Below are 12,704 nucleotides of genomic sequence, written 5' to 3' on the forward strand. Positions count from 1 at the left end.
ATTTCCTTTTGTTGTGAGTATTTGCCGCAACGTAATGATAAATGATGTTTTGTCACAATGCTAGGAAAATGCTAAGCAAACACCGTGTCGAAGAAGATATTTCGCATACGTCACCAAAAGCAATTGGCAATGTGCGTTTGCGTACAAACAATCAAGTTTCGACTCAATACACTTGTAGGTTATGGCAGAAGAAAATGGAACAGGAAGTAACGCAGTTTGGGCGATCGCACTGGTTGTCGTGGTCGCGATCATTGCAGGTGTTGTTTATTACAGCGGGGTCTTAAGGTCGAAGCCCGCTAAGGAGAGAGACATTGATATCAACGTAACTGTGCCCGCAGCAACCGCCCCTTCACCGGCTCGTTAGTAACTGGAGAACTTATGCAAACGGAAGTAATCGAAGTTGACGGCAAAGAGGTCGTAGTCCGTGAAGATACCGCGAAAGCACATCGATTCGTGATGTGGGGCTACATTGTTGCAGGTATTGGGCTCGGGATCATGGTCGTGCTTGGCATCTTTCTATATATCGTGGCGGCAGTTGATGGAAATCCTGATGCCCCCGCCAACTCAATAAACGCGACCCGCGAATGATCGGTCTCGAAATTCTTAACGCTCTTGCACATAGTCCATCGACGCCGCTATTTATAGAACTGGGGCCAACGAAGCCCTTTCACCATCGTCCATTGGGCAGATTCATCAAGCTGTAACAAAGCTGCTGTTCGGTCACGGAACGGACTACTGAAAAGGCTCTCCTTTTGTAGAACGTCTTCGCGCGTCACAAATATCTTCTCGTTATTTCTATTCGTTGAAGGCGGTGCCGGACTCGAATCCCGCACCGCCATTCATTTATTTTTGAAGCTCAACTGCAAAGCAGAGTTATGGACTTCCTTTGCCAGTTACTGGACAAACGCATTGGGAACCGGCTTGTCCGTTCCCAAACCGAAGGATTGAACACCCATTGTTCCGCTCGAAGTTCTCAAAATGTACCAAGCGCCATTTCGATATATTGCGACATCTGTTTTGCCGTCGCCGTCATAGTCGGCCGGAACCGGGATGTCGGTGCTTAAGCCCCAATTCAAATACACAGCCTGACCATTTGAGCTCTGCTTTATGTACCAGGTTCCATTCCGAAATACTGCAAGGTCGGTTTTCGAATCACCATCGTAATCAGCGTTTACAAACCTATCAGTCGGTAGTCCCCAGAAATCGTATCTGATCTGCAGATTCGAGCTTTGAAGTATGTACCATTCTGAAGTCGATGTCCGAAAGACCGCCCTGTCGCGCTTTCCATCGCCGTCGAAATCGCCAGGCATCGGGATATCGCCCGAGAGTCCCCACGGCAAATAAGTGACGTCGCCTCCAGGATTATTTAGGGAGCCTCTGAAATAAAAGCTGCTCTGCCCGCCGCCGACCGGTGCCCTGAAAACAGCCGGATCAGCTTTGCCGTCACCGTCCCAATCTCCAACGACTGCCGGATCGTCGCCGGTCTGTCCGAATCTCTCGATCCGAACGGTCGTGCTGGAACTTTGAAGGATGTAGAATGCTGCAACTGTTGGATCATCCGGGCGCCATACCGCGATATCTGCCTTGTCATCGCCGTCAAAGTCAGCAGGGGTTATATCGTCGGTTGAGATTCCCCACTGGATAGCGCCGACCCCGTTCGTGGTCTGATTCAAATACCAGGTACCGGTAGATTGACGAAATACGCTGGCGTCCGCCTTTCCGTCGCCGTCAAAATCCGAAAAGCCGTGTCGAATTATCACGGGCGTTGCAGGTTGAGAGACCGCGTTGGTCGTGTAGGTTTGATCGCCGTTATCGTCGTCCTGATTGTCGCCGTGAAGGCCCGCGGCATAAAAGGTCACTGGCCCAACATTGGTTGCAGGTGCCGTCCAATTAAATGTCCACGAAGACGAACCGGTTTGGCCCGGAAAAACGCCAGCGGCGGCCTGTTCGATATAGCTTTTGCTATTAGCAGTCCTGATCCGGGTAGTAGCATTAACATTCGCGAATGTGCCCGCAGCCGTGTTCGATCCGGTGAGCGACGTGAGTTCAAACCCCCAACTTGACCGAGACATATCGGTTGTAGAATTGTGCACTTGGATGGAATATGTTTGTCCCGGTACGTAATTGGTCGGAACGACTATCGAGAACTGTCCCGTTTGGGGATTAGATGCGTGGCAAGATGTACAAGTGGACTCACCTGGAGCTCCCGTCCGACCTGCGGGTGGGCCCGAGGTGGATGCGATCGCTGTCGGAGACACGCGTTCTGTTGAAAAAACGATAAATGAAACGAATCCTGCAAATATCACGATCGTGATGATCTTCAGCGATCTTATAGCGGTTGTCATTATTTTATCCTCCGTGAGACATATTGTATTGCGTGGGCCATTCCGATGCTCTAGCTCGTTCGTGTCCACTCGGTTCGATTTCGTATAGAGAGCAGGCTGTCCATCAGCAGATCCAATATTCCTGGCCGAGAGTTTTCACGATGAGATCGTAAATGCTCCGATCTGGAGTTGGAGCTTTTCGTCCGATCTCTTTATCACGCCGATGGCGGGCTTCAACGCGTGGTACACAAACCTGACGCAATACGGGTGCCACGTTAAAAGTGGTTGATTCCGAGCGTTTCAACATATCTCGTCAGGTATTTTGGTCTTGCTCTCAATTTGATAGAAAAGAGCTGTCGCGAACCAGTGCACGGACGAGCGCGAATAAATTCGCTGTTTTCGGACAATCGTGGCTGCCGTCTTCTTTATGCCGCAATGCGGAATTTTCGGTAACGACCATATGAGATTAGACATTCTCTTGTTTTCACTTTTCCAAAACAGGGCCATCCGGTTTCGATTCGTTCGGCCTCGATCAGATGCAGAAATTGCCGAATATTAGTTTCGGTACGCTTACTTTTAATTTGATGCCAAACGGTTTAAGATTTCGGGGGCTGTCTTCACATCCTTCATCTCGATTTGTGTGCCCAAATTCGCTGACGAAACCTGGAATATCATGACCTTTTTTGTTTCTACCTTTGAGTCGTTCAGCGGCTTGCCCGATGTCGTTGGCTTTATCCTCGTAGGTGTGTTCGGTGCCGCCGTCGGGAGCTTTTTGAACGTTGTGATCCATCGCGTGCCGAGGGAAGAATCCATCGTTTTTCCAAATTCCGCATGCCCAAAATGCGGAGCTGCGATAAAACAGTACGACAACATTCCTATCCTCAGTTGGCTGTTACTTCGCGGAAAATGCAGAGGCTGTAAAGAACCGATCTCAATACGCTATCCGGCAGTGGAGTTGCTGAATGCGGTTTTGTGGCTGCTCGTTTTTTGGCAGTTCGGCCTTAGCCCGCTGTTGCCGGTCGGCTTGGTTCTCGTTTCGGTGATAGTCGCCCTGATGTTCATCGATGCGGAGCACATGATACTTCCAAACGCGATAACCTACCCGTTCTTGCTTTTCGCGCTATCAGTCAGGTTGGTGCTCCCGCTCGTTTTCGGCGACGCAGTTTTCAGCGACATGTCCTATAGCCCGCTTTCCGGTATTCTGGTGGAGTATCCGGCTGCAGCGGTCTCGCTGCTTGGTGCGATCCTGGGTGCGGCGGCCGGAGGTGGTTCGCTTTGGTTCGTCGGCGAGGTTTGGAAACGATTCAGGGGTGTCGAAGCGATGGGTCTCGGAGATGTCAAGATGATGTTTGGCGTTGGTGCTCTTTTGGGCTGGCGATTGTCTTTGCTATCGATCTTCATTGCAGCCTTTGCCGGAGCAATTGTCGGCGGCGTTCTGATCGCATCAAAAAAGGACAAGAGTCTTCAAACTCAGATACCATTTGGGATCTTTCTGGGAATCGGGTCGATCGCGGCCTTTCTGTTCGGTGAGAGGATCATTGCTTGGTACGTGAATAACTTCATTCCTTAAACGGTCTTTGCCGATCCCTCTAGACAGCTTGAAGAACAATACACGATCTTATTTCCGAGCATAATGGCGTTATTTTCTGAAACCCATTTTCCACACTTAGAGCAATTGACAAGAACCTCATTCGAGCGGCCAGGCAAGTCGGATTTGCCGTTATTGACTTTCGGATTTCCGTCTCGAGCGGATTTGATCATCCGCCACATCTGGATCACTGTCCAAATTTGACGCCGATATCGAAAAGCGGTCAGCCCGAAGAGTACCGCGATCACCAATAGAACTAAAAGGGCCTCTCTCATTGTTTTGGCGGGTTCTGGGTCAATATCGACGATAGCTCATTCACCGCCGGACTTTTCGGATTGATGACCTTCAACTGTTCCAAAAGATCGGCGGCCTCGTCCCCGCGTCCCATACGCCAGAGGGTCTGAATCGCGAATTGAAGCGTCTTTTCATTCTTGGGGTCGATCTTTAATGAACGGTCGAATTCTCGCTTTGCAGCGGCCAGATCCTGCGGGTCCTGAAGAAAATAGGAAAGCCCTAGGTCGGTGATCACGTTGCTGTCCGTTGGATTATCCGCTAGCGCCGCTGAATAATATTTCCGGGCTTTTTCAAAACTCTCGTTTTGTTTACCAAAGTAACCCATATCGAAATGAGCATTTCCGGCCGCCACTTTTAGTTCCCGGTCCTTTGGAGAAAGCGAAATTGCTCTTTCGATCAATCTGGCCGATTCACCCAACAGCCGAACGTCCTGCTTCATCGAAGAATATCGGTAAAGCGCAAGGCCCAAATTACGCTGAAAGCCGAGATTTTCCGGACTTGCGTCAGCCTCAGAGATCTTGGCCTGGATCTCATTTTCGGCAAGTTCGGTCTGACCTGTTTGCTGAGCGGAACTGCCCGAGGTCGATCTCAATCGTTCGTTCTCGGCCCGCAGCACATCCATTTCGCCACGATTAAATGTATTTGCAAGGAAAAACCCAAAAGCGAATCCAAGCAAAGCAACGGCAGCAGCAACAAGGAAGGTATTCTTCTCCATGTAAGGTGATTCTAACAAAACCGGCACGTCTAAGAAAAAACGCCGGCCCAAATGGACTGCGGCGTTTTACGTCGTCTGAGCTAATGGGACGTCTGGCTATTTACTGTCGTCGTCAGACGGCGGTATGTAGGGCAGATCTTCGGCACGGCGTCTAGTCGGGGGATCGCTTGCCCTACGGCGCGGGACGGCACCGGTCGTCCGTCGGTCGACGCTTCCGGCCGGCAAGCCTTTTCCGTGTACGGCTTCGACGAGAATTCGGGTTATTTCCTGAGATAGGGTCCTGTGTTCCGCGGCGGCACGACGCCTGAGCGACTCTTTTAGCTCATTTGGAACGTAGGCGCCAATGAATACACCTTTTCTGTTAGCCATACGATCGATTGTTTCTCCTAGAATTACGTGAACGACGGAAAAAGTGCTTGCCGTGGTACAAACCTATAAGCCGAATTTTGTCCTGCCGAAACCGACAGTTGACGATCATTCATCTAGGCCGGACGTTACCATCCGACTCTAGCGACCTACCCGAAAACACCGACGATGTTTCCATCGTACATCGGGCGGGCAGCCCGTTAGCGTTTTCCTATTTGGTCTTGCACCACGAGGAGTTTACCTGGCCGCGCCTGTTTCCATGCACGCCGGTGAGCTCTTACCTCACCGTTTCACCCTTGACCTTCGAAAAGGCAGGTCTGTTCTCTGTTGCACTTGTCGTAATCGCCATATTCTGGCGATTCCCGGGTGTTACCCGGCTCGTTGCCCTTTGGTGTTCGGACTTTCCTCTGTCTTACGACAGCGACCGTCCAGTTCGCCCCACGGCGAAGCTAGAGGATTATAGCAAAAATCGTTCAGTATTAAAACGGTGTAAACAGGGTTTCCCGTCATTGTGGCCATCGAATTGTGAACGGCGTTCAAAATCTGTTCCCGATCAAGAAATCGTCTGGGAACAAATGTGCCCATTTTGACCGGACAGTTGCTATCGCCGATCGCTCGACCTCATCTGCAGTCTTGCATTCTAATATCCGTTCAGCCAGATCCCGTGCCTCCTCGTAAGCAATTCCTCGGATTATTCGCTGGACTCGTTCGATCGAACTGATATTCATGCTCAGTTCCGTTGCCCCGAGACCGACAAGGATCGGCACATAGAATGGCGAACCCGACATTTCTCCGCATAAAATGACGGGCTTTTGACGCTGCCCGGCAGCGGTCAAAACGGATCTGATCGCCTGGATCACAGAAGGATGTAGTGTGCGGTACCAGTTGGCAACATTCTCATTATCTCTGTCGACGGCCAAAAGGTACTGAATTAAGTCATTTGTTCCTAGACAAATAAAATCGACTTCTTCAAGTATCGCGTCAATCACCAGAAGAGCGGCAGGGACCTCGATCATAGCGCCGATTCCCGGCGTGTCTACCGACGTGCCTTTCTTTTCAAGATCGATCCGCTCAAGATTAAGCATGTTCCGAACTTCGCGAATCTCGGCTAATCCCGCGATCATGGGAATGACCATGTCGATGTTCTGCTCCGTATTTGCTCGCAGGATCGCACGGAGTTGTACCCTTAGCTGTTTTGGGTAGGCTAAGCTCAATCGAACACCTCGCAGCCCGAGGGCAGGGTTACGTTCCCGGTCTTCTTGACGTTCGATCAATTGGCCGATACCTATGTCAAAGGTCCTAATTCGCAAGCGGTCCTTTCCGGCGACTGCCGCTAACCTGCGATATGCTTCGAATTGTTGGTTTTCAGATGGAAAGCCTTTGAATCGATTAAAGAGTGACTCCGAGCGAAACAGGCCGATCCCCTTTACTCCGAGCGTCTTAGCCCGCGAGTAAGAAACAGGTAGGTCAGCGTTTGCCCGGATGATCACCTCACGCCCATCTAATGTGGTCAATGGCTTAGACGGCGCGAGCTTCCTACTGGACGCGGTTTTTACGGATCGGGCTTTCGTTAATCGATACTCTTCGGTTGTGGCATCGGAGGGATCAATGATCACAAGTCCATTGTAACCGTCTACAATGGCCTTATCACCGGTTTCCAAACGACGAAGAACGTGCTTCAGGCCCGTGACCGCGGGAATGTTCGATTCGCGTGCAAGAATGAATGTGTGTGACGTCCAGCCACCGTGCTCCGATATCAATGCGACCGGTTTTTTGCCATGCAGTCCGGCAATGGTCGAGGGGCGAAGATCTCTTGATGCAATGATCGAGTTGGGTCCTAATCGGATCTTCGGACTCGCCTTTCCTGCCAAAGCATTCAGAATTCGGTCAGCAACGTCCTCAATATCGATATACCGATCCCTGAGGTGTTCGCTTGTCATTGCGTGAAAGCGAGCGATGTATTCGTCGGCGACACACTTTAGAGCCCACTCGGCATTTACGCACTGTTTGACTACATGATCTTCGATCTTGCTTCTGAGCGTCTTATCGTCAAGTATCAGTTGCTGAGCTTCGAATATTCCAGGACCGGATATCGAGCTCTTTCCTGACTCCGCACTAGCGAGTTCACGAAGTTGCTTTTCAGCGAGGCGAAAGGCAGAACGCAGACGTTTGATCTCTGAAGCGGTCTCTTCCGAAGGTAGATCGACGCGGAAAAACTGTCGATTTCGGCCATGTAGACAAATAACTTTGCCAAAGGCGATGCCCCGGGAAACAGCCTTTCCTTTGATCCGCGTCTCAACTTTGTCGAAAACTGCGGAAGAACGATTTCCGTTGCTTTGAGTAGGCATCTTCGAAATGAGAGCTGCCGTTCGTTGGGACTCAGCTTCCGAAGCTGAAGCCTCCGCCGCTTCCGCCTTGCGATGGGAAAAACGGCTTCAAGAGTCCGGCAAATGCCGCAAGGTTGCGTGTTTGAATGAGAATTTCACCGGGGCCCGTAAACTCGGCGACCATACCTTCACCGCTGAGAAAGCTTCTGAAGAATCCACTCTTCGCAGCTTTGCGAAGACTGTACTGCAGGTGCCCTTCCCACGCGACAAGATGTCCGGTGTCGATCACATACTGTTCACCGGGTCTGAGTACCTTGCGATGTATAGCTCCGAACGATGAAACGAGCAATAGGCCTGTCCCCGTAACCTCTAAAACAAAAAGCCCCTCGCCGCCAAAAAATGATTTCGTCCCGCCAAATTTGGTATCTACCTGCAGTCCAACGTCACCGGCCAAATATGAACTCGATTGAACCTTGAACATCTGGTTCGCCATTTCAATACCGGTTATGTCTCCGGGAGCTCCGGGAGCGAGCGTTACTTCGCCCGGGCCCCCACGAGCCGTGAAGGTCGAAACGAAGGCTGATTCACCGCCAACCGCCCTTTTCAAGGCGCCGAAAACACCACCTTTCATCTCGGAATGGAGATCGATGTTTGCTGACATCGAAACCATCGCTCCGGCTTCTGCGGCGATAGCTTGCTCTGGCTGAAGATTGACAACGGCCAGCGCAAACGAACCGGGATGCTTGATCTCCCAAGTGTATCCACGGCCCTGACCTCTGCCGTCGGCGTCTAAGTGAAACGCACCTGCTGCGGTTCCCTGCTGCATAGGCGGAGCCTGCTGCTGAACGTGGGGAGCCTGCTGCTGATCGGGCGTAGCGGCGGCGAGCGTGAATCCGCATGATCCGCAGAAGCGGGCATTAGGCAAAAGCTCGACGGTACATCTTGGGCAATTCATACAACGACACCTCGCGATTTCTCAACGATAATTCCGCAAGCCTCGTCGGCGTTGTGTGCGAAATCAAGCAGAGCAACGTCCTCAGCCGAAACGACCAGGTTGCTTTGCCACGCATGGACCACATCTTTCCAACAATCACCGATCAGCACCAGCGGGCGACGATCGAGAACGCCCGTTTGAAGCTTGTTCCAAACAAGCGAGATCTCGGTTACGGTCCCCATGCCTCCGCGGAACGCAACGAATCCAACCGAACGCGTTATCAGGTTTTGAAGACGCTCGTAGAAGTGATTTGTTGCGACCTTATCGGTCAAGTAGCGATTTGGCTCCGATTTAAACTGGTTCATCACGATACCGAACACGCGACCGCCAGCCTCACGAGCTCCGCGAGAGGCGGCCTCCATAACGCCAAGGTAACCGCCGGTGCATATCGTGAAACCCGTTTTAGCTAGTTTGAAACCGAGTTCCTCGGCATCTTTGTATTCAGGCGATCCGGGGCCGCACTTGGAGCCGCCAAAGATCGTCACTATTCTGTCGTTTCCACTTACGATCACAATCGTTTGACCATCCTGATCTCACTGATTTCGAACATCTCGATTATAGCCAAGTAATGACGTTTCTCAAATTGCCGCTTTTTTCTCAGCTTCTTCCGGGGTGACATTACCGGCATCATGAATTGCCTGGGTAGTATTCGTGAAAAGAAGGATCAGGCTGCCGGTCACGAAAAAGAAGATCAGCGCCAATATTGCGGGCCTGAACGATCCCGTAATTCCAACGACCACGGCAAATACCAGATTCCCCAACCAAGAAGTACCCTTTTCCGAGATCTCGTACAATCCAAAAAAAGAGGATTCGCGATCTGCTGGGATCATCTGCGAAAACAATGATCGGCTCAGCGCTTGTGCGCTTCCGAGTACCAAGCCGATGAATACCGCCATGATCATCGCTTGGAACTGGCTTTCAAGCAGTGCGTAAGCGTATATCACAATTCCGCACCATATCAGCAGGCTGACAATGATGGTTCTCTTTGCACCGATCAGCCGCGCGATACGCTCGAAGATGATCGCGCCAAATAAGGCAGAAACCTGGGCAATAAGGAAGATTCCGAGAAGAAAGGATTGGCTTGGCTGAAGCCCGTTTGCGACGAATAGTTCCTGTGACAAAAAGATCGACGAATTCAGTATTACGGTCTGGATCCCATCGTTGTAAAAAAGGTACGCAATAAGGAATAGCAATGTGTATTTCAGGCCGACCAGCTCTTTTAGTGTTCGCCATACTTCCTTAAAACCGATGACCATCAAGGGATCGTGGTCCGCGCGAACGCGGTTTGCCTGGCGCGAGCGGATCAAACGGAAGGTCACGATCGCGAAGAGCCCCCACCAGAGCGATGCCGCCAGCATCGAAATACGTACAGCCTCGCCCTCTGTTACGCCTAATGACGAAGCATAGTTGATCATGGCAAGGTTGAGGACAAGCATAACGACCCCGCCCAGGTAACCTGCGGCAAACCCGTAACTCGAAACGCGGTCGCGCCGATCTTCGGTGGTCAAGTCAACAAGGAACGCGTTATAAAATACATTTGCGGCCGCAAATGACATATTAGCTATTACTAACAAGATACAGCCCCAAACATAAGAATCACCCTTAATAAAGAAGAGGAGCGAGCTCGCGATCACGCCCATATAACAGAAGAAGGCCATCATTTTCTTTTTCAGGTGCGTGTAGTCGGCGATCGACCCGAGTATCGGCAGAATGAAGACCTGAAGGAATATTGAAACGCCGAGGGTTGAAGTGACCATGTTATCTGAGGTGACCGTGCCGAGTGGGCCCAGGGTCAACACAGTACCGCCCTTGCCAACGTCGGCTTGAGCTAATGCCGTGAGGTAAGGGCCGACCAAAACTGTTACAACGGTCGTATAAAAGGCCGAATTCGCCCAATCGTAGGTGAGCCAGCCAAATATCTCTCTTCGGTTGTTCTTGGGAAGTCGTTCCTGCATCGAATCATCGTAACAGAACTTGCATAATGAGCATCACCGCAGTGACCATTGCCGACCTTTAGGATTCTGAGGGGAATATCGCATAATCTTGACATCGGACCGGAAAAGTCGTAACTTTCTGACGCTGTTTTCTTTTACCGCAACGCAAAATGCGACTATTCTCTGACATCTCGTTATGAACGGATTCATGCGAGCGGCCAGAATTTTTCAATTTTCCGAGGAGGGAGTATTGCGTATGTCTTGGATGAAAGGTAGGAAGTCCTCACGAACGATCTTTATGGCGGCAGCGGCGATCAGCTGTGTAGTTGGGGCAATCATATTGAACACGAGAGATCAGGCGGTCGAGGCAAGCAAAGCAGTGGCAAAGCCTGTGGCGGCATCACCGGCGGCGGTATTTCCGGCAAATGCGGGGACGCTTGGGCCGATACCGGACAATACATGTACGGGGCCTGGCCGATCGGTGACGTTCACGGTTTCAGGATTGACCGGAGCACCATCGAACATCGTGGTGAATTTCACGTCGGGATCACCGGCCCACAGTTGGGTAGGCGACGTGGACACGGTATTGCTGGCACCGGGTGGAGCACCGACCCACGAGATCTTCACATTCACGAATCCGGCTGGATCAGGATTTGGGGATGATTCGAATCTGGCCGGGCCGTACAATTTCTTTGATGCGGCGGCGGGAAACTGGTGGGCAGCGGCAACGGCGGCGACATCGGTACAGCCGGTAGCAGCGGGAGATTACCGGACTGCGAGCCCGACGGGAACGAACACATCGATGAACCCGGTATTTGCGGGAGTCGCGAATCCGAACGGGACGTGGACGTTGAGATTCAATGACTGTGCACAGGGCGATACGGGCGGCATCACCGCGGCCAATCTAACCATAGAGACCGCTTCGGCACCTGAACCGGCGGAATTCGATTTCAATGGCGACGGTAGAACCGACTATACCGTTGCCCGTGATGTTGGTCCCGGAGCAAGCGGTGCGACAAACCAGATCCGCTGGTTCACCAGAGAGAATGGGTCGGGGACGGTTACAAGTTATGATTGGGGATCCGCGACGACGGATTTCATCACGCCGTCCGATTTTGACGGTGACGATAAAACGGATTATGCGGTTTGGAGAGAAGCAGCCGCAGGTGTGGCCGGATTCTACATTTTGCAGAGCCAGACCAATACCTTTGTGTTCCAGAACTTTGGCCAGACCGGCGATGATCCCGCGATCATCGGCGACTATGACGGAGATGGCAAATCTGACCCGGCGGTCTATCGCTGTCCACCGTTTTCAGACCCGGACGGCCAGTGCTTTTTCTATTATCGCGGGAGCAATGCTAACCCAGGCGGAAATATCACGTTTGTGCCATGGGGATTCGGCGTTCAGGGTGACTTCTTCCCGAATCCGGGTGATTTCGATGGTGATGGTCGATACGACTTTTGTATTCAGCGATCTAATCCGGCGGCACCCGCGCAGGGACAATTCGTCCTCTTGAGGTCCTCCGACAACGGTATTGAGTACATCAACTGGGGAACGTCCTCGGACTTTATTATCCCTGGCGACTACGATGGCGATGGAAAACACGATTTTTGTGTTCGCCGTACAGTCAGCGGTGCCCGGCAACACTGGGTTTTGACTCGAACCGGGGCGACATCATTCGTTCAGTGGGGTTCTACCGGAGACGTCAGTGCTCCCGGCGATTATGACGGCGACGGATCGACCGATTTCGCGATATGGCGTGGGAGTGCAACGCCCGGACAATCGGGATTCTGGGTACGCAACTCGAGCAACGCGGCAGTTTCGTTCGTTCCATGGGGACAATGTCCAAACGTGAGCACCTGTGACTTCGCAGTCGCGAGTTCTTGGGTACACTGATCACCGAAAGCACCTGAAACAGCAAAGGCCGGGGACACCCTCCCTGGCCTTTTTTATTTCAAGCGCTGAAGCAAACGGACATACGACGTGTTCGAAAGGGATTTGACGATGTTAGCAGGGATTCCTAATCCTTGACATAAAAGTCGAAAAGAATTAAGTTACTCGCACTGTTCCGTTTAGTTTCACTAAATCAAAACCAAACTTATCAGCCGAAAGTTTTGATCTTGGCCGAGATTTATGATTAGGCTTTTGGGTGTTTTCTCCG

Annotated in this window: 11 protein-coding genes and 1 other RNA gene; 4 read left to right on the forward strand and 8 right to left on the reverse strand. The window is 51.6% G+C overall.

Going from position 1 to position 12,704, the window contains the following annotated elements:
- Nucleotides 1-181 precede the first annotated feature (181 nt).
- Nucleotides 182-364, forward strand: a complete 183-nt coding sequence (locus IPM28_03250; GenBank protein ID MBK9172009.1) for a hypothetical protein — start codon at nucleotides 182-184, stop codon at nucleotides 362-364.
- 14 nt (nucleotides 365-378) lie between these two features.
- Complete coding sequence (locus tag IPM28_03255; protein ID MBK9172010.1) at nucleotides 379-588, forward strand: hypothetical protein; 210 nt, start codon at nucleotides 379-381, stop codon at nucleotides 586-588.
- 305 nt (nucleotides 589-893) lie between these two features.
- On the opposite strand, the gene IPM28_03260 is transcribed toward IPM28_03255, so the two are convergent.
- Complete coding sequence (locus tag IPM28_03260) at nucleotides 894-2,345, reverse strand: hypothetical protein (GenBank protein MBK9172011.1); 1,452 nt, start codon at nucleotides 2,343-2,345, stop codon at nucleotides 894-896.
- A 652-nt stretch (nucleotides 2,346-2,997) separates the two neighbouring features.
- Between IPM28_03260 and IPM28_03265 the strand changes: the two genes are divergently transcribed.
- The gene (locus tag IPM28_03265; protein MBK9172012.1) at nucleotides 2,998-3,894 is read left to right on the forward strand and encodes a prepilin peptidase; all 897 of its coding nucleotides are present in this window, start codon (nucleotides 2,998-3,000) and stop codon (nucleotides 3,892-3,894) included.
- A 289-nt stretch (nucleotides 3,895-4,183) separates the two neighbouring features.
- Here the strand turns inward: IPM28_03265 and IPM28_03270 are convergent, their stop codons facing one another.
- The 7 genes from IPM28_03270 to IPM28_03300 all read right to left on the reverse strand — a co-directional run bounded on the left by IPM28_03270 (nucleotide 4,184) and on the right by IPM28_03300 (nucleotide 10,563).
- A complete protein-coding gene (locus IPM28_03270) occupies nucleotides 4,184-4,921 on the reverse strand; it encodes a tetratricopeptide repeat protein (GenBank protein ID MBK9172013.1) in 738 nt (245 codons plus the stop codon).
- A 96-nt stretch (nucleotides 4,922-5,017) separates the two neighbouring features.
- Entirely contained in the window at nucleotides 5,018-5,290 is a 273-nt protein-coding gene (locus tag IPM28_03275) for a hypothetical protein (GenBank protein ID MBK9172014.1), read from the reverse strand.
- Between the two features lie 50 nt (nucleotides 5,291-5,340).
- An RNA gene (gene rnpB / locus IPM28_03280) (RNase P RNA component class A) lies at nucleotides 5,341-5,727 on the reverse strand.
- 96 nt (nucleotides 5,728-5,823) lie between these two features.
- Nucleotides 5,824-7,635, reverse strand: coding sequence for a phosphoenolpyruvate--protein phosphotransferase (ptsP, locus tag IPM28_03285; protein ID MBK9172015.1), 1,812 nt, complete (start codon nucleotides 7,633-7,635; stop codon nucleotides 5,824-5,826).
- 31 nt (nucleotides 7,636-7,666) lie between these two features.
- On the reverse strand, nucleotides 7,667-8,440 hold the full coding sequence (locus IPM28_03290; protein ID MBK9172016.1) for a TIGR00266 family protein: 774 nt from the start codon (nucleotides 8,438-8,440) through the stop codon (nucleotides 7,667-7,669).
- Nucleotides 8,441-8,565: 125 nt separating this feature from the next.
- Complete coding sequence (locus IPM28_03295) at nucleotides 8,566-9,120, reverse strand: LOG family protein (protein MBK9172017.1); 555 nt, start codon at nucleotides 9,118-9,120, stop codon at nucleotides 8,566-8,568.
- Nucleotides 9,121-9,186: 66 nt separating this feature from the next.
- Nucleotides 9,187-10,563 carry an MFS transporter gene (locus IPM28_03300; protein MBK9172018.1) on the reverse strand — a complete coding sequence of 459 codons (1,377 nt, stop codon included), beginning with the start codon at nucleotides 10,561-10,563 and terminating at the stop codon, nucleotides 9,187-9,189.
- A 235-nt stretch (nucleotides 10,564-10,798) separates the two neighbouring features.
- Here IPM28_03300 and IPM28_03305 point away from each other — a divergent pair, with 235 nt between their 5' ends.
- Nucleotides 10,799-12,439 carry a hypothetical protein gene (locus IPM28_03305; GenBank protein ID MBK9172019.1) on the forward strand — a complete coding sequence of 547 codons (1,641 nt, stop codon included), beginning with the start codon at nucleotides 10,799-10,801 and terminating at the stop codon, nucleotides 12,437-12,439.
- Nucleotides 12,440-12,704: the final 265 nt, after the last annotated feature.

Source organism: Chloracidobacterium sp. (assembly GCA_016716305.1).
Classification (GTDB): Bacteria; Acidobacteriota; Blastocatellia; order Pyrinomonadales; family Pyrinomonadaceae; genus OLB17.

Bases quoted from the DNA above. Each gene is read 5' to 3' on its own strand.
- IPM28_03250 (MBK9172009.1), top strand. From the start codon at position 182: ATGGCAGAAGAAAATGGAACAGGAAGTAACGCAGTTTGGGCGATCGCA.
- IPM28_03270 (MBK9172013.1), bottom strand. From the start codon at position 4,921: ATGGAGAAGAATACCTTCCTTGTTGCTGCTGCCGTTGCTTTGCTTGGA.
- IPM28_03260 (MBK9172011.1), bottom strand. From the start codon at position 2,345: ATGACAACCGCTATAAGATCGCTGAAGATCATCACGATCGTGATATTT.
- IPM28_03275 (MBK9172014.1), bottom strand. From the start codon at position 5,290: ATGGCTAACAGAAAAGGTGTATTCATTGGCGCCTACGTTCCAAATGAG.
- ptsP (MBK9172015.1), bottom strand. From the start codon at position 7,635: ATGCCTACTCAAAGCAACGGAAATCGTTCTTCCGCAGTTTTCGACAAA.
- IPM28_03265 (MBK9172012.1), top strand. From the start codon at position 2,998: ATGACCTTTTTTGTTTCTACCTTTGAGTCGTTCAGCGGCTTGCCCGAT.
- IPM28_03300 (MBK9172018.1), bottom strand. From the start codon at position 10,563: ATGCAGGAACGACTTCCCAAGAACAACCGAAGAGAGATATTTGGCTGG.
- IPM28_03255 (MBK9172010.1), top strand. From the start codon at position 379: ATGCAAACGGAAGTAATCGAAGTTGACGGCAAAGAGGTCGTAGTCCGT.
- IPM28_03305 (MBK9172019.1), top strand. From the start codon at position 10,799: ATGTCTTGGATGAAAGGTAGGAAGTCCTCACGAACGATCTTTATGGCG.
- IPM28_03290 (MBK9172016.1), bottom strand. From the start codon at position 8,440: ATGCAGCAGGGAACCGCAGCAGGTGCGTTTCACTTAGACGCCGACGGC.